Consider the following 22946-nt stretch of genomic DNA (forward strand, 5'->3'; position numbering starts at 1 on the left):
CCCGATGTCCCCGCCGTGGGACAAACCCTAGTCGGACCTGAAATGTCGTTCGGATAACAGTCCGCGGAAAACGAAAGTAGTGGAATCGCGTCGCCTTTTTCTTCAAATAACGAAGGAGACACGATGCGAGACATCTATCGAGCAGGGCTCAGGATCCTGGGCCTGTGTGTATTGGCTTCCCTCATCAACTGCGGCGGCGACGGGGGAGGCGGCAGCGGCTTCCTGCCATCGGGCAACGCGCCGCCCACGACCAATCCACCTGGCGGGCCGCCAGCGCAGGTGGTCGGCGAACTGAAGATTCGCACGCTGTCGAGCCGCGCCGACATGATCAGCGACGGCGATGCCTACGTCGAGATCGTGCTGCCGGAGGGCAAGAGCGCGCTGGACCTCGCAGTGGACCTCGACGGCAAGGACGTGTCCTCGGCGTTTGCCCTGCGCGCCAACGGCCGCGTGCTCGGCACGGTCACCGGGCTTCGCGTGGGCAGCAACACGCTCACCGCCACGCTCAAGTCGACCAGGACGGGCGCGAAGCTGGCCATCGAAAACTTCGGCCGCGGCGGCAACATCTTCGCGGGAACGCCGATCCAGCCCTGGGTCTGCGCAACGAAGGCCGGCACGGTTGCAACGGTGACTGTGTCCGGAACCGGCCTCTCGGCCACCGCGACGACGCAGGTGAGCGGGCTCGACGCCGACCCCGTCGACGCCGATTGCAACGCGCCCATCGTCTACACCTACTACTACCAGCCCAAGGCCAAGGAGGGCACCGACTGCGGCCAGCAGCCGTTCGGCCCCTACGCCTGCTTCGTGCAGTACGACCCGGCCAAGCGCCCGGCGGATGCCGACATCGCGAACTTCACCACCGACCGCGGCGACACCGTGAAGGCTCTGCTGCGGGTGGAGCTCGGCACGATGGGCCGCAGCGAATACCAGGTGGCGGTGTACTTCGACCCGGCCAAGCCCTGGACGCCATGGGAGCCACAGAAGGGCTGGAACGGCAAGGTGCTCTGGAAGATGGGAGCTTCGGCCTCGGGCAACCGCTTCCAGCAGAACCCGGGCACCGCGCTCTTCGACGACAACGCGCTGCGGGCCGGCTACATGACGGTCAATTCGCAGCTGACCAACCACAACGACAACAACAACGAGTTCCTGGCGACCGAGAACATCATGATGGTCAAGGAACACATCGTCGACACCTACGGCGAGATCCGCTTCACCATGTCCGACGGCGGCTCGGGCGGCTCGATGATGCAGACCGTGCCGGCCTCGGTGATGCCGGGCCTGCTCGACGGCCTGCAGACAGGCTACAGCTACCCCGATGCCGTGACGACCTGGATCGAGACGCGCGACTGCGGCAACCTCTGGCGCTACTACGGCACCGGCCCGGGCGCCGGCCTGTCGCCCGCAGCGAGGGCAGCGATCGAGGGCCATCCGACGGCTGACTACTGCACCAGCTGGGTCTATTCTTTCCTGGCACCGCAGAACCCGGTGCTGGCCACCAACTGCGGACCGGGCTTCCCGGCCGCGCTCGTGTACGACCCGGTGCTGCGGCCAGACGGCGTGCGCTGCACGATCCACGACGTGATGACTTCGATACTCGGCACCGCTGACCTCAACGGCCGCACCGTGCCCAACCTGCCGTACGACAACACCGGCGTGCAGTACGGGCTGAAGGCCTTGCGCTCCGGCGCCATCACGCCGGAAGAGTTCGTCGCGCTCAACGAAGGCGTCGGCAGCTGGGACGCCGACATGATCTGGTCGGGCGACAAGGCCGTCACGCCCGCGGCACGCGCCCGGGCGCAGCCGAGCGCGATGACCGCGCTCTACCGCAGCGGCCTGGTCAGCTACGCGAAGAACCTTGCGAAGGTGCCGATCATCGACCTACGGCCCGAGCTCGGCGCCGACATCCACATGGCGTGGCGCACCTTCGAGCAGCGCGCGCGCCTGGATGCGGGCAACGGCGGGCACGACAACCACGTGGTCCTGGCGAGCGCGGCCGGCACGGGCATCGCGCTGACCAGGCAGGCCTTCCTGATGATGGACCGCTGGCTGAGCGCCATCGAGACCGACAAATCGCAAAGCGCAAAGGAGGCCAAGGTCGTGAAGAACAAGCCCTCCGACGCGGTCGACCTCTGCCTCGCGACCGCGGGCACGACCAATGCCGAGCTGGTGGACATCGGCTTCACGAGCGTCGCCTGCCCGGTGAAGCCGTACGAGTCGGTGCGCATCGTGTCCGGCGGCCCGCTGTCGGAAGACGTGTTCAAGTGCCAGCTGAAGCCGATCGACTTCGCATCGGCCGACTACGCCGGCATCGGCTTCACGGGCGGCCAGCAGGTTCGCCTGCAGGCAACCTTCCCCGAAGGCGTGTGCGACTGGAGCAAGCCGGGTGTGGGGCAGGTGCCGTGGACGCCGACCACCTTCCGCAACGGCCCCGGCGGGCAGGACATGCCGGCCGCACCGGCCTCCGTGGCGTTCTGAGCGGTGGCGCCGCCGTATTCGGCTAGCCGGGCTGGCTTGCCGGATACCTCGACAAGCGCTGCCTGTCGAGCACGTTGATGTAGCCGTAGCCCGTCTTGATGAGCTGGGCTGCTTCGAGTTCGTGCAGCGCCATGTTCACTCGCTGGCGCGACACGCCGACCATCCAGCCGATTTCTTCCTGGCTGATCTGCAGCGTGGCGTCGGTGTTCGGATAGAGCACCGGATGGAAGAGGCTCGCAATGCCGCGCGCCACGCGGGCGGTGGGCTCCAGCAGCCGGTCGAACATCACGGTCGCGATGAACTGGCTCAGCCGCTCGTTCAGGTGCGACAGCATGAAGTGGTTGAAGGGGACGCTGCGGTCCAGCAGCCACGCGAAGGTGTCGCGCGGCAGGTGCAGCGTGGTGGTGGGACGGGTCGCGGCAATCTCGTACTTGCGCTGCTCGACCTTCAGCAGCGAGCCCTCGCCAATCCAGCCGCCGGTGGCCACGCCGGTGAACATCACCGGCTTGCCGTCGGCCGAGGTGTCCTGCACGCGGAGGAAACCCCGGATCACGCCGATCCAGCTGTCGGCAATTTCATTGCGCTGGCAGACGAATTCACCCGGGCCGTGCTCGCGCGTGTAGAGCGCCTTGTAGACCACGTCGCGCTCGCCCTGGGTCAGCACGCGCGGCCAGATGCAGCGTTCCCAGAATTCGAAGACCTCCTTGTCCGGCAGCTTGCTGGTGGACATGCAGGTCCCCGTATGCGGCCGGTTGCCGTCGGCCTAGCGCTTCTTCGATCCGAAGATCCCGCCGAGCACGCCGCGCAGGATCTCCTTGCCAACAGACGTACCCATGGTGCGCACCGCCGACTTGGCCATGGTCTGCACCAGCCCGTCGTGCTTTGCGCCGCGCGGGCCGGTGGTGCCGAAGAGCATGTCGTTGAGCACGCCGCCCATGCCGGAACCCGACGATGCCGCTGCATCCTTGCCGCCGGGCACTGTCGCGGTAGGTGCGTCGGGTGCGCTGTCGGCGCGGCCCTTGAGCTTTTCGTAGGCCGATTCGCGGTCCACCGTCTTCTCGTAGACGCCAGCGACCAGCGAGCCGGCGATCAGTGCCTTGCGCTGGTCGGGCGTGATGGGGCCGAGCTGGCTGCCGGGCGGCAGCACGAAGACGCGCTCGGTCACGCTCGGGCGGCCCTTTTCGTCGAGGAAGCTCACCAGCGCCTCGCCGACCGCGAGTTCGGTGATGGCCGTCTCGATGTCCAGGCCCGGCTTCTGGCGCATGGTGCTGGCGGCCGCCTTCACGGCCTTCTGGTCGCGCGGGGTGAAGGCGCGCAGCGCGTGCTGCACGCGGTTGCCCAGTTGGGCCAGCACGGAATCAGGAATGTCCAGCGGGTTCTGCGTAACGAAATACACGCCCACGCCCTTGGAGCGCACCAGCCGCACCACCAGCTCGATGCGTTCCACCAGCGCCTTGGGCGCTTCGTTGAACAGCAGGTGGGCCTCGTCGAAGAAGAAGGCCAGCTTGGGCTGTTCGGGGTCGCCGATTTCGGGCAACTGCTCGAACAGCTCCGACAGCATCCACAGCAGGAAGGTGGCGTACAGGCGCGGCGAGTTCATGAGCTTGTCGGCCGCGAGGATGTTGACGACCCCCTTGCCGCCCACGGTCTGCATGAAGTCGGCGATGTTCAGCATCGGCTCGCCGAAGAACTTGTCGCCGCCCTGGGTTTCGATCTGCAACAGGCCGCGCTGGATGGCGCCCACGCTGGCGGCGCTGATGTTGCCGTACTGGGTGGTGAACTGGCTGCTGTTTTCGCCCACGTACTGCAGCATGGCGCGCAGGTCTTTCAGGTCGAGCAGCAGCAGGCCGTTGTCGTCGGCGATCTTGAACACCAGGTTCAGCACGCCGGCCTGTGTTTCGTTCACGTCGAGCATGCGGCCCAGCAGCAGGGGGCCCATGTCGGAGACGGTGGCGCGCACCGGGTGGCCCTGTTCGCCGAACACGTCCCACACCGTGACGGAGCAGGCGGAGGGCTCGGGCACCTCGATGCCGCGTTCCTTGAGGGTGGCCGCCAGTTTGCCGCCGATGGCACCCTTTTGACTGATACCGGTCAGGTCGCCCTTGACGTCGGCCATGAACACCGGCACGCCGATGGCGGAGAGCTTTTCGGCGATGGTCTGCAGGGTGACTGTCTTGCCGGTGCCGGTGGCGCCGGTGATCAGGCCATGGCGGTTGGCTAGGCTGGGGAGAAGACTGCACTCGATGGTGTCGTGCCGTGCGATCAGAAGTGGGTCGGCCATGGGGCGCTCCGGGTCGTATCGAAGCGGGTAGTCTAGGGCCTGTACACCCTGTGCAAGGGGGTCGCGAAGCTCGCCACAACCCGCCCATCAAGGCGCGCGACGCTGCGCGTGCGTCCGCACGCACAAGGAGCGCAACGCCGAGGGGCGGGTTGTGGCGAGCTTCCCTCTGGGTTGCTTTGCAAAGGGGCCGTCTGCGGCGTTGCCCGCGCTTGCAAGGCGGACGCCTTGCTGCGCACGGGCGCCTTGCAGCCAGCCCCTTTGCAAAGCAACGCGACCCCCTTGCACAGGGTGAACAGGCCCCAAGCCGCACTCCTATAATCCACGGCCCGCACGGTAGTTCAGGAAAAAGTTTTAGGAGGTTTTTTTGTCATCGACTGCTCAGCCCCCCATTCCCGCCACTGGCGATGCCTCCGAACAGTCGCCGATCGAAAAAGAGCTGGCCGTGCTGCTCGTGAACGCGCTGAACCTCGAAGTGGCCCCCGAGGACATCGTGCCGACCGACCCGCTCTATGGCGAAGGCCTGGGACTCGACTCGATCGACATCCTCGAAGTGGCGCTCGAAGTCTCGCGCCGCTATGGCTTCCAACTGCGTTCGGACGATGAACGCAACCAGCAGATTTTCCAGTCGCTGCGTACGCTCGCGACCCACGTCGCCCAGCATCGCGTGGCTTCCTGATCCCATGTCGCGATGGCGAATAGCACTCCTTCTGGTGGCAGGCGTGGCGTATGCCGGCCTGTCCCACTGGATGACGCTGTTCCATGCCACGGAACCGTGGGCGGTCGTGGTGTTGCTCGGGCCGCTCTGGCTCGCTGCCATGGGCCTTGCCGCCAGCTGGTTCGGTCGCTGGGGCCTTGCCACTGTGGCCGTTCTGGGCGTTGGCGGCTTCTCGCTCGTCTTCCTCGGTGAGGCGGGCGATCCCAATCGCTTGTATGTGCTGCAGCACGTGGCCATCAACGCCGCGCTGTGCGGCTGGTTCGGCTCCACGCTGCGCGGCAAGGGCCTGCCGCTGATCACGCAGTTCGCGCAGCGGGTGCACCCGCTCAAGGGACACATGCTGTCCTACACCACGCAGCTCACGCGCATCTGGACCGGCTTCTTCGCGCTGACGGTGCTGGCGTCGATCCTCATCTACCTGACACGGCCGTTCTCCGACTGGTCGCTGTTCGCCAATGTGCTGTCGCCCGTGATGGTGACGCTGCTCTTCGTGGGCGAGCACTTTGTGCGCTACCGGCTGCATCCCGAATTCGAACGCACGCGCCTCGTGGATGCGGTGCGCGCGTTCTATGGCACATCGTCGGTGGACACCAGCCCCGGCGGCCAATGACACAGGCGCCGCCCGCGTGACGACAGATACCCGCTTCCTTCCACTGCTCACCGACCGAGACCCAGATTCCATCCTGGCCTGGCGCGCCGGCGCACCCGTGAGCACGCGGCAGTTCCTGGCCGACGTGGCCCGCTTCGCGCCCGAGCTTCCGGGCGAGGGCTCCGCCGTCAATCTCTGCGTCGACCGCTATGCCTTTGCCGTGAGCCTGGGCGCGGCGCTGGTGCGCGGCCATGCGAGCCTGCTGCCGCCCGATGCACGGCCCGACACGCTCGCGCGCTTGCTCGAATCCGGTGGCCCGCGTCTTTTTGCGCTCACTGACGATCTGAAGCAGCAAACGCCCGGCATGCAGCGCGTGCTGGTCGAGAACAGCCAAAACCGCGCGAGCTCTGAGGGCTCCGTGCCGCAGATCGACGCGGCCATGCACGCAGCCAGCCTGCTGACCTCCGGCTCGACCGGCGTGCCGCAGCCGCACGCCAAGACCTGGGGCACGCTGGTGGGCGACGTGGCGGTGGCCGTGAAGCGGCTGTGCCGCGTGCTCGAGCGTCCCACGCTGGAAGGCCTGACGCTGGTCGCGACCGTGCCTGTGCAGCACAGCTACGGGCTGGAGTCGTCGGTGCTGCTGGCAATGCTGGGCGGCGCGGCCTTCGAAAGCGGCCGGCCCTTCTTCCCGGCGGACGTGGCGAAGACGCTGGCCTCGGTGCCGCGGCCCCGCGCGCTGGTGACCACGCCGTTCCACCTCAAGACACTGCTGCTCTCGGGTATCGCGCTGCCGCCGGTCGACCTGATTCTTTCGGCCACCGCGCCGCTGTCGCCGCAGCTCGCGCAGCAGGCCGAGCAGGCGATGGGCGGCGTGCTGCTCGAAATCTACGGCAGCACCGAGTCGGGCCAGGTCGCCACGCGCCGCACCACCGACAACGAGATCTGGGAGACCTTCGGTGAAATCCGCGTGCATGCCGAGCCCTCGGCGGACGGCGGCCCCGAGCGCTTCATCTTCAGCGGCGACTTCATCCCCGAGCCCACGCCGATGGCCGACGTGCTCGAACTGCTGGACGAGCGCCGCTTTCGCCTGTTCGGCCGGGCCAACGACCTGATTCACGTGGCGGGCCGGCGCAGTTCGCTGGCGCACCTGAACTTTCATCTCAACAGCATTCCCGGCGTGGACGACGGCGCCTTCTGGCTGCCCGACGAGGTGGCCGACGGCGTCGTGCGGCCGGTGGCCTTCGTGGTCGCGCCCACGCTGTCGGCGGGCGACATCATCGCGGCGCTGCGGCAGCGGCTCGAACCCGTGTTCGTGCCGCGCCGCGTGGTGCAGGTCAAGGCCTTCCCGCGCGAGGGCACGGGCAAGCTCACCGTGCGGGCGCTGCGCGAATTCGCGCTGGCGCAGCTCGCGGAAGACGACACGCCGGTGCAGATGGCTCACGCGGTGCCGGCCGACCATCCTGTGTTTGCAGGGCATTTCCCCGGCCAGCCGTTGCTGCCGGGCGCGCTGGTGCTGGCCGAGGTCATGGAAGCCATCCGGCGCGTGCCGGCGCTGACGGCGCGGCTGGGCGCCAATCCCACGCTGGCCGCGGCCAAGTTCCTGGCGCCCGTGCGGCCTGGCGCCGCGCTGTCCATCGAGCTGCATCCGGAGGCCGGGCCCGGTCGCGGCGTGCGTTTCGACGTGCGTTGCGACGGCGTGGTGGCTGTCACCGGCCGCTGGACAGCCGTGCAAGAGTCCGCGTGATGAAGCACACCGATGTCGAGGCGCGCGCCGTGAAAGAGGCAACCCGGGCAGGACAGGCGGCACCGAAAGGCGAGCGCGGCGAAAGCGGCGACTGGGCCCGTGCGCCCGAGCGCAGCAACATGCTCGCGCTACGGTTCATCGTTTTCATGGCGCTGGTGTGCGGACGCCACGTCACGCGCCTGCTGCTGCCGCCGATTGCTCTGTACTTCCTGCTGTTCGCGCCAGCGCAGCGCCGGCATATCAAGCGCTACCTGTTCCGGGCCATCGGCCCGCAGGCGGGCTGGGTCGACGGCTTCCGCCTGCTGCATGCCTTCGCCTCGACGGTGCTCGACCGCGTGTACTTTCTGCGCGGGCGCCTGGACCTGTTCAAGGTCGGCATCGAGGGCAATGCACCAATCGACGCCGAGATCGCACGGGGGCGGGGCGCCTTTCTGCTCGGCGCCCACATCGGCAGTTTCGAGGTGCTGGGCGCCTGCAAGCAGCAGACGCACCAGCACAACCTGCGCCTGGCGATGCTGATGTATCCGGACAACGCGCAGCGCATCACGGCCATCCTCAACACCATTGCCGTGCCCGAACTGCGGCCCCACGTCATCGCGCTGGGCCGGCCGCATTCGATGCTCGACCTGCGCGACTGGCTCGACGGCGGCGGCCTGGGCGGCATGCTGGCCGACCGCACGCTGCCGGGCTGCGAAGACCAGCCCGCGCATCAGCGCGGCAACAACATCGTGCTGCCGTTTCTCGGGCAGCCCGCGGTCTTCAACGATGGTCCCTTCCGCCTTGCGGCCCTGCTGCGCCGCAAGGTGTACTTCATGGCAGGGCTCTACGGCGGCGGTGCCCGCTACGATGTGCGGTTCGACCCGCTGGCCGACTTCGGCGAGCCGGTTTGCAGCCCCGCGGAGCGCGAAGCGCGCATTCGCGCGGCCGTCGAAGCCTATGTGGCACGCCTCGAAGCGCTGTGCCGCGCGTACCCCTACAACTGGTTCAATTTCCATGATTTCTGGCTCGAAGATGCGGCTTGACTGGCTTTGCAGGGCATGCGTGCTCGCACTGGCCTTCTGCGCCGTGCCGGCCTGGGCGGCGTTCGACCTGCCCGAACTGATGACGCTGCTGGCCAAGCAGAAGAGCGGGGAGGCCCGCTTCACCGAACAGCGCTTCGTGCACGGCCTGGAAGGCCCGCTCGACGCCAGCGGCACGCTGAGCTTCGACGCGCCCGACAAGCTGGTGCGCCGCACGCTGTCGCCGCGCGTCGAGACCATGGCGGTCGAGGGCAACACGCTGACGCTGTCGCGCGGTGGCCGCAACCGCACGCTGGCGCTCGACAGCATGCCCGAGCTGCTAGGCCTGGTCGAAGCCATGCGCGGCACGTTGACCGGCGACGGCGCCACGCTGCAGCGCTATTTCCGCAGCACCGTGTCGGGCTCCGCCGCCAAGTGGACGCTTGACCTCGTGCCGATGGACAGCCGGCTGGCCGCGCAGGTGCGCAGCATCCGCATCAGCGGCCGCGCGAGCGACGTGCTGGGGCTCGATATGGAGTTCGTCGGCGGTGACCGCTCGACCATGAACATCACGCCGGGCGCGACTGCAGCCGCGCCGGCCAACGCGGCTCCGTCCGGCGCCACCGGACGCACCACGCCGTGACGCCACAGCAGCAGGCGGGCGGCCCGCCGGGCTGGCGGCGCAGAGCGACTGTGCTGCTGGCGTGGCTCCTTGTGCTGCTTTGCGGCGCCGTGGTCATCGCGCGCACGCAGATCGGTGCCGACCTCTCGGCCTTCCTGCCCAAGAGCCCGGATGTGCGCCAGCGCGTGCTGATCGAGCAGCTGCAAAGCGGCGTTGCCTCGCGCACGCTGATGCTCGGCATCGAGGGCGGCAGCCCCGAGCAGCGCGCCGCAGTGTCGCGTGCAGTGGCAAAGGACATGCGCGAAAGCAAGCTCTTCGACCTGATCCAGAACGGCGACGTCGGCGATTGGAGCGAGGCGGGAAACTGGGTGCTCCAGCACCGCTACCAGCTGTCGCCCGGCGTCACGCCTGGGCAGTTCACTGCCGAGGGCTTGCGCGACGCGATCAACGAAACGCTGTCGATGCTGGGCACGCCTGCTGGCAACGTGATCAAGCCTTTTCTCGACCGCGACCCGACCGGGGAGACGCAGCGCATTGCCATGGAGCTTGTGCCCGCCAGCGCGCCGCGCAGCGAGGACGGCGTGTGGATGTCGCGCACCGCGCCGCGCGCGCTGATGATCGCCACCACGCGCGCAGCCGGCAGCGATCTCGACGCGCAGGCCATCGCCATAGCGCGCGTGCATGCCGCCTACGCAGCCGCGACGCGCGACATGGGCGCGACGGCGCCCAAGCTGCTGCTGAGCGGTCCGCCCGTGTTCTCGGTGATGAGCCGCGACAAGATCAAGACCGAAGCGATCCACCTCGCGGTGGTGGGCGGCATCGTGATGGGCGGGCTGCTGTTGCTGGCTTTCGCCTCGCCGCGTGCCTTGGTGATCGCCTTCCTGCCCGTGGCCACGGGCGTGGTGATCGGCACCGCGAGCGTGAGCCTCGTGTTCGGCTCGGTGCACGGCCTCACGCTGGGCTTCGGCAGCACACTGATCGGGGAGACGGTCGACTACGCCATCTACTACCTCATTCAGGCGCGTGGCGCCGCTGTGGCCGGCACCGGCTGGCAGCGTTGGCGCGACCTGAACTGGCCGACCGTGCGGCTCGGGCTGCTGACCTCGGTGTGCGGCTTCGCGGCGCTGGTGTTCTCGGGTTTTCCGGGGCTCGCGCAACTGGGTGTGTTCTCCATCGCGGGCCTCGTTGCGGCCGCGCTGGCCACGCGCTATGTGCTGCCGATGCTGGCGCCCGACGGCGCCACCGGCATGGGCATGCGCAAGTACATGGCGCAGATGGCCGGCGCACTGGTGCGCGGCCTGCCACGCCTGCGCTGGCCGCTGGTCGCGCTGGGCGTGGCCGCGCTGGCATTGGTGCTGTGGCAGGGTGGCCATCTGTGGCGTGCCGACCTGGGCGCGATGAGCCCGGTGCCGAAGGCAGCCCAGCAACTGGACGAGATGCTGCGCAACGACATCGGCGCTAGCGACGGCGGCGTGCTGGTGGTTGCCTATGGCGACGACGAACAGGCTGCGCTGCGCAACACCGAGGCGGCGGCGCAGCGGCTCGATGCGCTGGTGGATCAAGGCGAACTCGTCGGCTACGAAACGGTCACGCGCGTGCTGCCCAGCGTGGAGGTGCAGACGGCGCGCATCGCAGCCCTGCCGGACGCCGAAACGCTGCGCGCGAACCTGGCCGAAGCAACCAAAGGCATGCCGCTACCGGCTTCGAGGCTCGGGCCGTTCCTGGCCGACATCGAGGCTGCGCGCAAGCTGCCAACGGTGCAGCGCGCCGAACTGGCCGCCGGGCCGCTCGGCTCGGTCCTGAACACGCTGATGTATCAGCGCCCGGGCGGCGGCTGGGGCACGCTGGTGGTGCTGCATCCCGGCGCGAAGTTCGACCAGGGCCGTCTCGAAGCGGCACTGGCCGGCCTGCCTGAAGTGCAGGTGGTCGATGTCGGCCGCGAACTCGCGAGCCTGTACCAGCGTTACCTGCACGAGGCTTTCGTACAGGTGCTGCTCGGCGCGCTGGCGGTGGTGGTGCTGCTCGGCATCTATCTGCGTTCATGGCGCCGGCTGCTGGCCGTGTGCCAGCCGCTGCTGTTCGCGGTGGTGCTCACGCTCGGCGGCATGGCGGTGCTGCAGGCGGCGCTGGGCATCCTGCACCTGGTGGGACTGCTGCTGATCGTGGCGGTGGGGTCCAACTACGCGCTGTTCTTCGACCAGCTGCGCACCACCGGGCGGGCCGATGAGGACACGCTGGCATCGCTGATGCTGGCCAACCTGACGACAGTGGTGTCTTTCGGGCTGATCGCGATTTCGGACATTCCGGCGCTGTCGTCCATCGGCCGCGTGGTTGCGCCGGGGGCGCTGCTGGCGCTGTTGCTGTCGGCAGCATTCGCACGCAGCGTGGGGCCTTCGAAGGCTTCGCGCGGCTGACGGGGGAAAATCCGGCCTCATGTCTACCGCTCCCGCACCCACCGAATCCTGGCCCTGGCCGCCTGCCATCCGCGCCAGCGCGGCGTGGCACGTCGCTGCCATCGGCGCGGGCGTGCTGGTGCCGGGTGCATTGCCATGGGCCATCGGCGCGATCGTGCTGAACCATGCGCTGATCACCGGTGCGGGCCTGACGCCGCGCAGCAGCCTGCTGGGCCCCAACGTCACGCGGCTGCCCGAAGCGGCCGCGGCGCGGCGCGAAGTGGCGATCACCATCGACGACGGGCCGGAGCCCCAGGTAACGCCGCGCGTGCTCGACCTGCTCGATGCGCACGGCCAGCGCGCCACCTTCTTCTGTATCGCCGAGCGCGTGCTGGCGCACCCTGAGTTGGCGCGCGAGATCGTGGCGCGCGGCCACAGCATCCAGAACCACACGGCACGGCATCAGCACAACTTTTCCTTTCTCGGCCCACGCGGTTTCGCCGCCGAGATCGCGCGGGCACAGGACATCCTGAGCGACGTCACCGGCCAGCGCCCGACCTGTTTCCGCGCGCCGGCCGGCCTGCGCAACCCGTTTCTCGAACCCGTGCTGCACCGCCTCGGCCTTTCGCTCGTGAGCTGGACGCGGCGCGGCTTCGACACGCGCGAAGGCGACGCCGCCAAGGTGATGGCGCGCCTGAGCCGCAACCTGCAGGCGCGCGACATCCTGTTGCTGCACGACGGCAATGCCGCGCGCACCGTCGCGGGACAACCTGTTTTGCTGGAGGTATTGCCCTTGTTGCTCGAACGCCTGCGCGCTGATGGATTGCGCTCTGTAACCCTGCCTGAAGGGCTGACGTCATGAGCGCCGTGATGTTGTCGACCGATAGCGCATGGCGCGAGCTGCACGAAGCCGCGACCATCCCCTACAAGAAGGGCGGCAGCTTCGCCTGGCACTTCGCGCGCGGCAAGCTGGGGCGCGACCCGGTGTTTCGCGGGCTGCTCGAGCGCGGGCTGTTCGGTGCGCCGCACCGCCGCGTGGTCGACATCGGTTGCGGGCAGGGCCTGTTCGCGAGCCTGCTGGCATCGATGAGTGCGATGCAGAAGCAGGGCCGCTGGCCGTCGTCGTGGCTCGCCACACCGCACAGCGCTGACTACACCGGCATCGAGCTGATGCCGAAGGACGTGGCGCGGGCCGAGGCCTCTATCGGTCATCTGCAGCCCACGCCAAGGCTCGTCTGCGCCGACATGTGCTCGGCCGCCTTGCCGGACTGCGACCTCGTCGTGATCCTCGACGTGCTGCACTACGTGAACCTCGAAGCGCAGGAAGGCGTGCTCCAGCGCGTGCGCGATGCGCTGCACCGTGGCGGCAATCCGCACGCACGGCTGCTGTTGCGCGTGGGCGATGCATCGAGCCGTCGTGGCTTTGCAATCAGCCAGTGGGTCGACCGCACGGTGACGCGCATCCGCGGCCACAAGGTCTCGCCGACCTGGGGCCGTCCGCTGGCCGAATGGACGCTGCTGCTGCAGCGCCTGGGCTTCCGCGTGCAGAGCATTCCGATGAGCGAAGGCACGCCCTTCGCCAACGTGCTGCTGGTGGCCGACCTGGAGACCGCAGCTTGACTGCGCCGCAGACGCTCGACCGCGCGGGCATTGCCCGGCGCATTCCGCACAGCGGCAGCATGTGCCTGCTGGAGCGGCTCGAAAGTTGGGACGCCGACGCGATCCACTGCAGCACCACGACCCATGCGCAATCGGACAACCCGCTGCGCACTGAAGGCGGCCTGCTCGCACCGAACGCGATCGAATACGCGGCGCAGGCCATGGCGCTGCACGGCGGCTTGCTGGCCGCCGAGGGCAGCACGCCATCAGCCGGTTTCTTGGCGAGCGCGCGCAACGTGAAGCTGGCGGTGGCGCGCCTCGACGACGTGCCTGGTGCCTTGCAGGTGGGCGCCCGGCGCCTGTCGGGCGACGACCGCCAGATCCTCTATGAATTCACGGTGAAGGCCGACGACGGCCGCATGCTGGCCGAAGGCCGTGCCGTGGTGGTCCTGAACACGCCGCTCGCCGCAGAACAACAAGAAAGCACGATATCGCCATGAGCCTCGAAGGAAAACGCGCACTGATCACGGGCGCCAGCGGCGCACTCGGCACCGCCATGGCCGAACGTCTGGCACGAGACGGCGCCACGGTACTGCTGCATGCCAATTCGCGGCCCGAAGCGGTCGAGCAACTGGCGGCATCGATCACGGCGGCAGGCGGCAAGGCGGAATGCCACGTGTTCGATCTGCGCAGCGACGAAGCCTCGGCGGCGGCATGCGCGCGCATTCTGGAGAGTGGACCGGTCCAGATCCTCGTCAACAACGCCGGCGTGCATGACGATGCTGTGCTGCCGGGCATGCGCGCCGAGCAGTGGCACAAGGTGATCGACGTGTCGCTCAACGGCTTCTTCCGCGTCACGCAGCCCTTGCTGCTGCCGATGATGCGCACGCGGTGGGGGCGCATTTTGAACATCTCGTCGGTGGCTGCGATTGCGGGCAACCGGGGGCAGGTCAACTACGCCGCAGCCAAGGGAGCGCTGAACAGTGCGACCAAGGCGCTGTCGCTCGAAGTGGCGTCGCGTGGCGTGACGGTGAATGCGATTGCGCCCGGAATCATTGCGTCGCCGATGGCGGATGCGGTGTTCGACCAAGCAGTCATCAACCAGATGGTGCCGGTGAAGCGGGCAGGGACGCCGCAGGAAGTGGCTGCGCTGGCGGCGTTCCTGGCCAGCGACGAGGCGGCCTATATCACGGGGCAGGTGATCTCGATCAATGGCGGGATGATCTGAATTGCCGTTCGTGGGTGCGGCGGTGGATGCTGTGCCCTTGGGCGGCCGACGTCACCGGCCCTTCGGGCTTCCCTGCGCTGCTCGCGTCAGGCGGGGTCTCGCAGAACTCGCTTCGCTCAAACAGCTGCGAGCCCTGATCCGCCTGACACTGCGCTGCTCGGCGGTGCCTCAACGGCCACCCAAGGGCACAGCATCCACCGCCGTAGTCAGAGCGGTTGTTGTTCCCCTCCCTTTGGAGTCCGTTCCCGGCTTTGCTCCCTCTCCCTCTGGGAGAGGGTTGAGGTGAGGGCGGGCGGCGTCAACGACTCAGCAGAGCCCGCGCCACACCGCATACCGGGCGCCCCCAATAAAACTTACAACGGCAACGTATCGAACGCGGCGTAAACCGTAGCCAGCCAGGACTTCACGCGTTGACGCTCCAGCAGCCCCAGCGCATGCGGACCTTCCCGGTCATTCACGGCCTTCCAGAAGCTAGTGTTCTGCGCATCGATCTTCCGCATGCTCGCATCGTGCAGGCGCGGCAGTGCAATTACGCGAGCGCCATTGGCCGTGGCCTTCGAGAGCGATTGCGAACCCAGCAACATCCCGAAGTCGCTGCCACGCCCGTAGTTCTGCACAACGATGTAGTTGGGCCGGTTGCCGAAGGTGTCGATCAGCGAGCCGAGCAGGTCGGTCGAGTCTTTGCCGTCGTCCAGCACGTGCCAGAAATTGACCGTGACGCCGATCTCGGCGAACACGTCGAACAGGTCCGATTCCTTGATCCAGCGCGACAGTGGCGCCAGCGTCTGGGCCGCGAGGTCGACGATCACGCTTTGCTGCGGGTTGGTCTCGAAGCCGTTGACGACAGTGTCGAGTCCTTCGAAGCTGTCGACCACCACGGGAGAGGCAAAGCCTTCGTAGAAGCGTGTGAACGAGCTGTGCGAGCGGTCGGTGTCGAAGCCGGTGAAGGGGCGGCTGTGGTCGATGAAGTACTGCGCCAGCACGCGCGCGGTGACCGACTTGCCGACACCGCCTTTTTCGCCGCCGATGAAATTGATGGAGCTCATGAGTTGATGCTGCCTCGAATGGGTTGAGGAGGGGTGGAGGGCGGATTCATTCTAGGGGGCTGCTTTTTCTTTCTGTTTGCCACCTTTTGAAATGGCTTGCAGCAAGGGATGTGCCTGCAAGCGCTGCTGCAGCCGTTTCTTCCATGGAGCCGGTAGCGCCGAGGTCTCGATCATTGCGGGCCATTGGTCGCGGGCGAGCCGCGCGGTGTCGGCGATCACACGGCGAACCAGCGGCTCGTGCAGCCCGGTCGAGAAGCAGAAGGCGCGCACGCTGGCGGGCGTGAACAGGGCCGTGCGCCTGGCCGTGCCGGCGGCTGCGGGCAGCAATGGCAGCGCGTGGCCATCGACACCCTGCAGCGCAGCGTACGCGACGATGTCGTAGGCCGGGGCGAAGCGCGGCGCGATGCCGTCGGGGTACAGCACGCCGAAGTTCTTCAGATGTGCATCGGGGTTGCCGAGCAGGTCGTTCACTGCAAGGCGCCGCACGAGTTCGAGCACCGCTTCGTCGCCCAGCGACGGAAAGGCGCGCATCGCGAGCGCCATGTCGAGGTAGCTCGCGCTGTACTTGCGCATCGGGTCGATCGCCAGCACCTGCGCGAAGTCTTCGAAATGGATGCGGCGCGCGCCGTCGCGGTCGAAACGCGTCACTGCCAGAAACTCGGGCTCGTCGGGCAGCGCATAGCTGTGCTCCGCGGCAATGGCCGAGAGCGGGGCGAGTTCGGCATGGCAGACCTCGACGCCCGCCGCGCCGGCCATCTGTAGCGACAGCATTTCGAGCTGCGGCATGTGCGGCCTGCCGGCGACCGGTAGCTTGGCGATGACCCGGGTGCTCGCACCGGCCCGCGTGCGGGCGACGTATCGCCCGCCCTGGCGGCGCAGACCCAGCTTGGGTTGCACGCCCGAGACCGAAATGCCCTGCGGCATCGGCAGCTCGACCACCGACATCTCTAGCGCATCTTGATCCTGCGTGATGAGCCGCTGCAGCGTGCCGCGGTCTACCGATACCGGCCTGGCGCTCACCGCGCCGGGCAGGTCGCCGCCACAGGCCGCAAGCAGCTCGAAATAGTCGTTCTCGCGGCAGCCGCGAAGCTGCGCGATGTGGCTGCGCAGCACGCCTTCGGGCAGCAGGTTCTGGAAAAAGCTGGGCAGCAGGCCGCCCTGGGCGTTGAACAGCGGGTTCTTGACGTCGCTCCACAGCGCCGACTGGGTGGCCGGATCGCTCGCCACCATCGAGAGCGACAGCACTTCGGGCGGCGGGCCGGCGACCAGCTCGGGCTCCGCAACGAAACGGCACAGGTCGGCGTACTGGAACAGCTTGCCGAAGCGGCGTGCGCCGAGAGAGATCTCCAGGATCTTGACGTTCATGGCGATGAGCGGCGCTTGACGTAGGGCGGGGCAGGCGCCTGCGCCACCGCGTGGCCGACGCGCGTGGTCACGGGGCGGTAGCCGGCATCGGTTGCCGTCGTTTCACCGAAGCCCTTGGGTGCAAGCTGAAGCTCGAGCCCCAGCGCATCGACCAGCGCCAGCAGGGACGACAACTGCGGATTGCCACGCAGGCTCAGGGCGTTGCGCACAGAGCGCTCGGTGAGCCCCGAGCGCAGCGCGATCTCGGCATTCGAGATGCCGGCGGCCTCGCGGCGGGCAGTCAGGGCGGTGATGAGTTCCTGCTTGTTCACGGAAACATATTACCGTAAATGCAGTTTTGGGAAATATCTTTCCTATGCTGCATTCTCCGCGACCTCACTTGGGCAGCAGCGTGAAGAAGGGCATGACCACACCCATCACCCAGTTCTGGCCGAAGTCGAGCGCCGCGCGGCGGTATTTTTCGTCGGCCTGGGCGGCCAGCAGGTCGAGCCGCGCCACCACCTTCGACAGTTCGCGGTCGGCCACGAGGTTGCGGCCGCGGTCGCTGATTTCAGTGGCCAGCAGCAGCGGCTGGCCGTCGGGGCCGGTCTTGGAAGAAATGAGCCAGAGCGAAATTTCGAAGTTGCGCGCGGCCCGGAAGCTGTTCTCGGCGTTGACGCCGTCGATCATGGTCTGGTCCCAGGTGTCGCCGTTGGCCTGCTTGAGCATGGTGGCCCAGCCGTAAACCAGCGCCGCCACCCGGTCGCCCTGGTAGCCCTGCGGCCCAGTGTCGAAGGCCATGCGGATCGCGTCGATGCCGGTGGCGCCCTTCAGTTCGGGCAGGGGCGGGCCCTTGAGCACGGCGTCCCAGGCGCGCTGGGTGGCTTCGTCCATGCTGGTGGCCGACTTGCGCCATTCGCGCGGGTTGCGCTTGTACAGCGTGCTCTGAACCCGGCGCACCGACTGCAGGTTGTCGCGCAGCGACAGGTTGGCGATGCGGTTGGCGCCGGACTGCAGCCATTCCTGGTTGTTGTAGGGTTCGGCGCGCTGGGTGTCGCGTATCGACGAGCAGCCTGTAAGACCGAGCAGGGCGGCCGTGCCCGCCAGCAGCCAGGTTCGTCTTACGGCGAGGGGTGAAACCGGGGAATCGCTCATGCCCTGACGTTATCATCCACGGCTGGGGCGGCGGCCTGCATCAAGCTGCGGGCCCGTGCAATTTTCCTTACAAATCAATACCTTGGAGCTACAGCCAAGGCAGGCCGACAAGTCGTGCGTCTTAATTCCATCAAGCTTTCGGGCTTCAAGTCGTTCGCCGAACCCACCAACTTCCTGCTGCCGGGCCAACTGGTCGGCGTCGTCGGGCCCAACGGTTGCGGCAAGTCGAACATCATGGACGCGGTGCGCTGGGTGCTCGGCGAGTCGCGCGCGTCGGAGTTGCGCGGCGAGTCGATGCAGGACGTGATCTTCAACGGCACGACCACGCGCAAGCAGGCCAGCCGTTCGAGCGTGGAACTGGTGTTCGACAACGCCGACCACCGCGCCGGCGGCCAGTGGAACCAGTTCGGCGAAATCGCCGTGCGCCGCGTGCTCACCCGCGACGGCACAAGCAGCTACTACATCAACAACCAGCCGGTGCGCCGCCGCGACGTGCAGGACGTGTTTCTGGGCACCGGCCTCGGCCCTCGCGCCTACGCCATCATCGGCCAGGGCACGATCAGCCGGATCATCGAATCCAAGCCCGAGGAACTGCGCCTGTTCCTCGAAGAAGCCGCGGGTGTCTCCAAGTACAAGGAGCGCCGCCGCGAAACCGAAAACCGACTGGGCGACACGCGCGAGAACCTCACGCGGGTCGAAGACATTCTTCGCGAGCTCAACGCGAACCTCGAAAAGCTCGAAAAGCAGGCCGAGGTGGCCGCGCGCTACAACACGCTGCAGGGCGACGCTACCAAGAAGCAGCACCAGCTGTGGTTCTTGAAGCGCAGCGAAAGCAACGCCGACCAGTCGAAGATCAAGACTGATTCCGAAAAGGCCATCAACGACCTCGAATCGCGCACGGCAGACCTGCGCCACATCGAAGCCGAACTCGAAACCGTGCGCCAGGCCCACTACGGGGCCGGCGACCAGGTCAATCAGGCGCAGGGCAAGCTCTACGAGGCCAGCGCCGAAGTCGGCCGGCTCGAAGGCGAGATCCGCTTCGTGGTCGAAGGCCGCCAGCGTGTCGAGCAGCGCCTTGTGCAACTGCGCGAGCAAATGGGCCAATGGGGCCGCCGCCGCGAAGAGGCTGAGACCGAAATTGAAACCCTGGCCGGCGCGGGCGTGGACGCCGAAGAGCAGGCCATCATGCTGGCTGCCCAGCTCGAAGAGCACGACGCGCGCATGCCCGACCTCGAAGAGGCCGTGCAGCGCGCGCAGGACGAAGCCAACACCCAGCGCACGACCGTATCGCAGGTGCAGCAGCAGATCCAGGTGCTGGCCGCCGACCAGCGCAACATCGAAGAACAAAGCCGTCAACTCACGCAGCGCAGCGAACGCCTGCGCGCCGACCAGAACGCGCTGGCTGCGCCCGACGAAGCCCGCCTGCTGGATATGCAAGAGCAGCACGCCATGGCGCAGGAAGCCGCCAGCGAAGCCGAAGCGCGCCTGCACGAACTGCAGGAAGCTGTGCCGCAGCTCGACGACGACCGCCGCGCCAAGCAGCAGGCCGTCAACACCGAAGGCGCCCGCCACGCCGAGTACTCGGCCCGCCTCGAAGCGCTGCGAGCGCTGCAGGAAAAGGTCAAGACCGACGGCAAGCTGGCCCCCTGGCTCGCCAAGCACGGCCTCGACGGCCTGCAAGGCCTGTGGAGCCGCATCCACATCGAACAGGGCTGGGAAAGCGCGCTCGAAGCCGCGTTGCGCGAGCGCCTGGGCGCGCTCGAAGTCAGCCGCCTGGAGATGGTGCGCGCCTTCGGCAACGACGCACCGCCCGCCAAGCTCGCCTTCTACAGCCCACCGGCCGCCGGAGCACCCGAAGGCACCGCGACGCTGCCGCGCCTGTCGAGCCTGCTGCGCCTGAACGATGCGGGGCAACAGGCCTTGCTGAACGACTGGCTGCACGGCTGCTACACCGCTGCGAGCTTCGAGGAGGCGCTGGCCCAGCGTGCCACGCTGCAGCCCGGCGAAGTCATCTATGTGCGCAGCGGCCATGCCGTGTCTTCGCACAGCGTCAATTTCTACGCACCCGACTCCGAGCAGGCTGGCCTGCTGGCCCGCCAGCAGGAAATGGAAAACCTGGAGCGCCAGCTGCGCGCCCAGACGCTCATCAACGAAGAGGCGCGCACCGCGCTGGTCCGCGCCGAAGCCGCCTACGCCGACGCCGCGCAGCGCCTCGTGACCGCGCGGCGCGAAGCCGCCGAAACCCAGTCGCGCGCGCACGAACTGCAGGTCGAGACCTTGCGCATGACGCAGCTCGCCGAGCAGACTCGCGCGCGCAGCCAGCAGCTGGCCGCCGACCTTGGCGAAGTCGACGCGCAGCTCGAAGAACTGCAGGAAAAACGCATCGCTGCCGAAGGCCGCTTCGAAGAACTCGACATGCAGCTGGCCGACAGCCAGGAGCGCCACGCCGAGCTCGACGAACGCGTGATCGAGGCCAGCCGCGCACTGGCCGCGAGCCGCGAGCAGCATCGCAGCCTTGAACGTCAGGCGCAGGAAGCGACCTTCTCGCAGCGCACGCTCGAAGCCCGCCGCGCGGAGCTCAACCGCTCCATCGAAACCGCGGCGCAGCAGACCGTGGCGCTGACCGACGAAGACGAGCGCGCCCGCGCCGAGTTGGGCCGCCTGTCCGACGCGGCCGCACAAGCCGGCCTGCAGGACGCGCTGGCCCTCAAGCTCGAACGCGAAGCTGCCCTCGGCTCGGCACGCAGCCAGTACGACGACCTCACGCTCAAGCTGCGCGCCAGCGACGAGCGCCGCCTGCAGCTCGAACGCGAACTCGACCCGCTGCGCCAGCGCATCACCGAGTTCCAGCTGAAGGAGCAGGCCGCGCGCCTGGGTGTCGAGCAATACCAGCAGCTGCTGGACGACGCCGGCGCCGATCTCGAAGCCATCGAACAGTCGATCGAAACCGACAAGGTCAAGCTCACCGGCCTGCAAAGCGAAATCGACCGCCTCAACCGCGAAGTGGTCGCGCTCGGCGCGGTGAACCTGGCCGCGCTCGACGAACTCGCCATTGCCAGCGAGCGCAAGACCTTCCTCGACGCCCAGTCGGCCGACCTGAACGAAGCCATCGGCACGCTCGAGGACGCCATCCGCAAGATCGACGCCGAAACGCGCGACCTGCTCGGCGGCACCTTCAAGATCGTCAACGAGCACTTCAGCCGCATGTTCCCCGAGCTGTTCGGCGGCGGCAATGCCAAGCTGATGATGACCGGCGACGAAATTCTCGACTCCGGCGTGCAGGTGATGGCCCAGCCCCCGGGCAAGAAGAACCAGACCATCCACCTGCTCTCGGGCGGCGAGAAGGCGCTCACGGCCATTGCGCTCGTGTTCGCCATCTTCCAGCTGAACCCGGCGCCTTTCTGTCTGCTCGACGAAGTGGACGCGCCGCTGGACGACGCGAACACCGAGCGCTATGCCAAACTCGTCACCGCCATGAGCCGTGAAACCCAGTTCCTCTTCATCAGCCACAACAAGATCGCCATGGAAATGGCCGAGCAACTGATCGGCGTGACGATGCAGGAGCAGGGCGTGTCGCGCATCGTCGCGGTCGACATGGAGTCGGCGGTCTCGATGGTCGAAGCCGCGTAAGCCGAGCGGCACCCATGAGCAATCTCACTCTCGCGCTGGCAATCTTCGGCGGCCTCGTTCTCGCGGCTGTCGTGGGCTACGAGGCCATGATGTCGCGCCGCAATGCACCGCGCCAGCCCGATGCGGTCGACCTCGCGCTGGCCGATGCAGAGCGCGCTTTGGCGGCGAGTGGCGATGGCATGGAGCCGATGCTGCACGTCGACCCGCACCAGGTGCAGGGCGCTGACCGCCACGAGCCCTTGTTCGACCCCGACCTGCCGGCGCCAAGTGGCGTGCCCGTGCCGACCGGCGAGCGCCGCGGCGGGCTCGATCCGCTGATCGACGTGATCGCGCCGATCTCGCTCGATGGGCTCGCGTCTGGCGACGCCGCCATTGCAGCCATGCCGTCGACGCGGCGCGCGGGCAGCAAGCCGGTGGCCATAGAGGGCCTGAACGAACACAACGGCCAATGGGAGCCGCCTGTGCCCGGTCAGCGCTACAGCGCCTTCCAGGTCGGCGTGCAGCTGGCCAACCGCACGGGCGCGCTCAACGAAATCGAGTACTCCGAATTCGTGGTCAAGGCGCAGGCCTTTGCCGATGCGGTCAACGGCGCACCCGAGTTCCCCGAAATGCTCGACGAAGTGGCGCGCGCCCGCGAGCTCGACCAGTTCGCCAGCGCGCACGACGCGCAGCTGGGCTTCGTTTTGCGCGCATTGCATGCGGCCTGGAGCCCGGGCTATGTGCAGCAGAACGCGGCGCGACTCGGTTTCGTGGCCGGCATCATCCCGGGGCGCATGGTGCTGCCGACCAGCGAGGTCGGCCTGCCGCCGGTCCTCGGGCTGGCCTTCGACACGCAGGCCGCGCTGGCCGACGACCCGGCCCAATCGGCCATCCGCGAACTCAGCCTGAGCCTCGACGTGCCGCAGGTCGACCGCGGCGAAGAGCCGTTCCGCCGCATGCGCGAAGCCGCCGCAACGCTGGCGCGCGAGATGGACGGCGTGGTCACCGACAGCGACGGGCAACTGCTGCGCGACGAGACGATGGACGTGATCGGCGCCGACCTCGAGCAGCTCTACGACACGCTCGATGCGCGCGACCTTGCTGCGGGTTCTCCGCTGGCGCGACGCCTCTTCAGCTAACAACTCCGA

19 protein-coding genes are annotated in these 22946 nt (G+C 67.8%); 13 read left to right on the forward strand and 6 right to left on the reverse strand.

The window, feature by feature from the left end:
- The first annotated feature begins 123 nt into the window (after positions 1 to 123).
- Positions 124 to 2475: a DUF6351 family protein gene (locus ACSFBF_RS02400; protein ID WP_435464744.1), complete on the forward strand. Its 2352-nt coding sequence runs from the start codon at positions 124 to 126 to the stop codon at positions 2473 to 2475.
- A gap of 22 nt (positions 2476 to 2497) precedes the next feature.
- Here the strand turns inward: ACSFBF_RS02400 and ACSFBF_RS02405 are convergent, their stop codons facing one another.
- Both ACSFBF_RS02405 and ACSFBF_RS02410 read right to left on the reverse strand, forming a co-directional pair.
- Positions 2498 to 3205, reverse strand: coding sequence for a Crp/Fnr family transcriptional regulator (locus ACSFBF_RS02405; protein WP_435464745.1), 708 nt, complete (start codon positions 3203 to 3205; stop codon positions 2498 to 2500).
- A 33-nt stretch (positions 3206 to 3238) separates the two neighbouring features.
- Positions 3239 to 4756: a helicase HerA-like domain-containing protein gene (locus ACSFBF_RS02410; protein ID WP_435464746.1), complete on the reverse strand. Its 1518-nt coding sequence runs from the start codon at positions 4754 to 4756 to the stop codon at positions 3239 to 3241.
- Positions 4757 to 5120: 364 nt separating this feature from the next.
- On the opposite strand from ACSFBF_RS02410, the gene ACSFBF_RS02415 reads away from it, so the two are divergent.
- The 10 genes from ACSFBF_RS02415 to fabG are packed head-to-tail and all read left to right on the forward strand — an operon-like array spanning position 5121 to position 14644.
- Positions 5121 to 5432, forward strand: coding sequence for a phosphopantetheine-binding protein (locus ACSFBF_RS02415; RefSeq protein WP_093056949.1), 312 nt, complete (start codon positions 5121 to 5123; stop codon positions 5430 to 5432).
- A 4-nt stretch (positions 5433 to 5436) separates the two neighbouring features.
- Positions 5437 to 6081 (forward strand): COG4648 family protein, encoded by a 645-nt coding sequence (locus ACSFBF_RS02420; RefSeq protein ID WP_435464747.1) that lies wholly within the window; start codon positions 5437 to 5439, stop codon positions 6079 to 6081.
- A gap of 16 nt (positions 6082 to 6097) precedes the next feature.
- Positions 6098 to 7804, forward strand: coding sequence for an AMP-binding protein (locus ACSFBF_RS02425; RefSeq protein ID WP_435464748.1), 1707 nt, complete (start codon positions 6098 to 6100; stop codon positions 7802 to 7804).
- Positions 7804 to 8826: an acyl-CoA synthetase gene (locus ACSFBF_RS02430; protein ID WP_435464749.1), complete on the forward strand. Its 1023-nt coding sequence runs from the start codon at positions 7804 to 7806 to the stop codon at positions 8824 to 8826. The genes ACSFBF_RS02425 and ACSFBF_RS02430 overlap by 1 nt, the downstream gene beginning before the upstream one ends.
- Entirely contained in the window at positions 8798 to 9445 is a 648-nt protein-coding gene (locus tag ACSFBF_RS02435) for a LolA-related protein (RefSeq protein ID WP_435464750.1), read from the forward strand. The genes ACSFBF_RS02430 and ACSFBF_RS02435 overlap by 29 nt, the downstream gene beginning before the upstream one ends.
- Complete coding sequence (locus ACSFBF_RS02440) at positions 9442 to 11838, forward strand: MMPL family transporter (protein ID WP_435464751.1); 2397 nt, start codon at positions 9442 to 9444, stop codon at positions 11836 to 11838. Before ACSFBF_RS02435 ends, ACSFBF_RS02440 begins: the two co-directional genes overlap by 4 nt.
- 19 nt (positions 11839 to 11857) lie before the next feature.
- Positions 11858 to 12679, forward strand: coding sequence for a polysaccharide deacetylase family protein (locus tag ACSFBF_RS02445; RefSeq protein ID WP_435464752.1), 822 nt, complete (start codon positions 11858 to 11860; stop codon positions 12677 to 12679).
- A complete protein-coding gene (locus ACSFBF_RS02450; protein WP_435464753.1) occupies positions 12676 to 13437 on the forward strand; it encodes a class I SAM-dependent methyltransferase in 762 nt (253 codons plus the stop codon). The genes ACSFBF_RS02445 and ACSFBF_RS02450 overlap by 4 nt, the downstream gene beginning before the upstream one ends.
- The gene (locus tag ACSFBF_RS02455; RefSeq protein ID WP_435464754.1) at positions 13434 to 13916 is read left to right on the forward strand and encodes a hotdog family protein; all 483 of its coding nucleotides are present in this window, start codon (positions 13434 to 13436) and stop codon (positions 13914 to 13916) included. The genes ACSFBF_RS02450 and ACSFBF_RS02455 overlap by 4 nt, the downstream gene beginning before the upstream one ends.
- On the forward strand, positions 13913 to 14644 hold the full coding sequence (gene fabG, locus ACSFBF_RS02460) for a 3-oxoacyl-ACP reductase FabG (RefSeq protein ID WP_435464755.1): 732 nt from the start codon (positions 13913 to 13915) through the stop codon (positions 14642 to 14644). Before ACSFBF_RS02455 ends, fabG begins: the two co-directional genes overlap by 4 nt.
- Positions 14645 to 14997: 353 nt before the next feature.
- Here fabG and ACSFBF_RS02465 read toward each other — a convergent pair whose 3' ends face one another.
- From ACSFBF_RS02465 to ACSFBF_RS02480, 4 genes are all read right to left on the reverse strand, one after another.
- The gene (locus ACSFBF_RS02465; protein ID WP_093056939.1) at positions 14998 to 15690 is read right to left on the reverse strand and encodes a P-loop NTPase family protein; all 693 of its coding nucleotides are present in this window, start codon (positions 15688 to 15690) and stop codon (positions 14998 to 15000) included.
- Between the two features lie 51 nt (positions 15691 to 15741).
- Entirely contained in the window at positions 15742 to 17055 is a 1314-nt protein-coding gene (locus ACSFBF_RS02470; protein ID WP_435464756.1) for a type II toxin-antitoxin system HipA family toxin, read from the reverse strand.
- Complete coding sequence (locus tag ACSFBF_RS02475) at positions 17052 to 17366, reverse strand: helix-turn-helix domain-containing protein (protein WP_435464757.1); 315 nt, start codon at positions 17364 to 17366, stop codon at positions 17052 to 17054. The genes ACSFBF_RS02470 and ACSFBF_RS02475 overlap by 4 nt, the downstream gene beginning before the upstream one ends.
- Positions 17367 to 17430: 64 nt before the next feature.
- A complete protein-coding gene (locus tag ACSFBF_RS02480) occupies positions 17431 to 18189 on the reverse strand; it encodes a hypothetical protein (protein ID WP_435464758.1) in 759 nt (252 codons plus the stop codon).
- A 114-nt stretch (positions 18190 to 18303) separates the two neighbouring features.
- On the opposite strand from ACSFBF_RS02480, the gene smc reads away from it, so the two are divergent.
- Positions 18304 to 21819: a chromosome segregation protein SMC gene (gene smc, locus ACSFBF_RS02485; protein ID WP_435464759.1), complete on the forward strand. Its 3516-nt coding sequence runs from the start codon at positions 18304 to 18306 to the stop codon at positions 21817 to 21819.
- Positions 21820 to 21833: 14 nt separating this feature from the next.
- Positions 21834 to 22937 carry a cell division protein ZipA C-terminal FtsZ-binding domain-containing protein gene (locus tag ACSFBF_RS02490; RefSeq protein ID WP_435464760.1) on the forward strand — a complete coding sequence of 368 codons (1104 nt, stop codon included), beginning with the start codon at positions 21834 to 21836 and terminating at the stop codon, positions 22935 to 22937.
- Positions 22938 to 22946: the final 9 nt, after the last annotated feature.

It is taken from the genome of Variovorax nivicola (assembly GCF_051216475.1).
Taxonomy (GTDB): Bacteria; Pseudomonadota; Gammaproteobacteria; order Burkholderiales; family Burkholderiaceae_C; genus Variovorax.

What these genes read in the sequence shown, in the direction of transcription:
- ACSFBF_RS02400 (WP_435464744.1), top strand. Translation starts at nt 124, where the DNA reads ATGCGAGACATCTATCGAGCAGGGCTCAGGATCCTGGGCCTGTGTGTA.
- ACSFBF_RS02480 (WP_435464758.1), bottom strand. Translation starts at nt 18,189, where the DNA reads ATGAGCGATTCCCCGGTTTCACCCCTCGCCGTAAGACGAACCTGGCTG.
- ACSFBF_RS02490 (WP_435464760.1), top strand. Translation starts at nt 21,834, where the DNA reads ATGAGCAATCTCACTCTCGCGCTGGCAATCTTCGGCGGCCTCGTTCTC.
- ACSFBF_RS02470 (WP_435464756.1), bottom strand. Translation starts at nt 17,055, where the DNA reads ATGAACGTCAAGATCCTGGAGATCTCTCTCGGCGCACGCCGCTTCGGC.
- ACSFBF_RS02430 (WP_435464749.1), top strand. Translation starts at nt 7,804, where the DNA reads ATGAAGCACACCGATGTCGAGGCGCGCGCCGTGAAAGAGGCAACCCGG.
- ACSFBF_RS02420 (WP_435464747.1), top strand. Translation starts at nt 5,437, where the DNA reads ATGTCGCGATGGCGAATAGCACTCCTTCTGGTGGCAGGCGTGGCGTAT.
- ACSFBF_RS02450 (WP_435464753.1), top strand. Translation starts at nt 12,676, where the DNA reads ATGAGCGCCGTGATGTTGTCGACCGATAGCGCATGGCGCGAGCTGCAC.
- ACSFBF_RS02445 (WP_435464752.1), top strand. Translation starts at nt 11,858, where the DNA reads ATGTCTACCGCTCCCGCACCCACCGAATCCTGGCCCTGGCCGCCTGCC.
- ACSFBF_RS02435 (WP_435464750.1), top strand. Translation starts at nt 8,798, where the DNA reads ATGATTTCTGGCTCGAAGATGCGGCTTGACTGGCTTTGCAGGGCATGC.
- fabG (WP_435464755.1), top strand. Translation starts at nt 13,913, where the DNA reads ATGAGCCTCGAAGGAAAACGCGCACTGATCACGGGCGCCAGCGGCGCA.
- ACSFBF_RS02405 (WP_435464745.1), bottom strand. Translation starts at nt 3,205, where the DNA reads ATGTCCACCAGCAAGCTGCCGGACAAGGAGGTCTTCGAATTCTGGGAA.
- ACSFBF_RS02410 (WP_435464746.1), bottom strand. Translation starts at nt 4,756, where the DNA reads ATGGCCGACCCACTTCTGATCGCACGGCACGACACCATCGAGTGCAGT.
- ACSFBF_RS02465 (WP_093056939.1), bottom strand. Translation starts at nt 15,690, where the DNA reads ATGAGCTCCATCAATTTCATCGGCGGCGAAAAAGGCGGTGTCGGCAAG.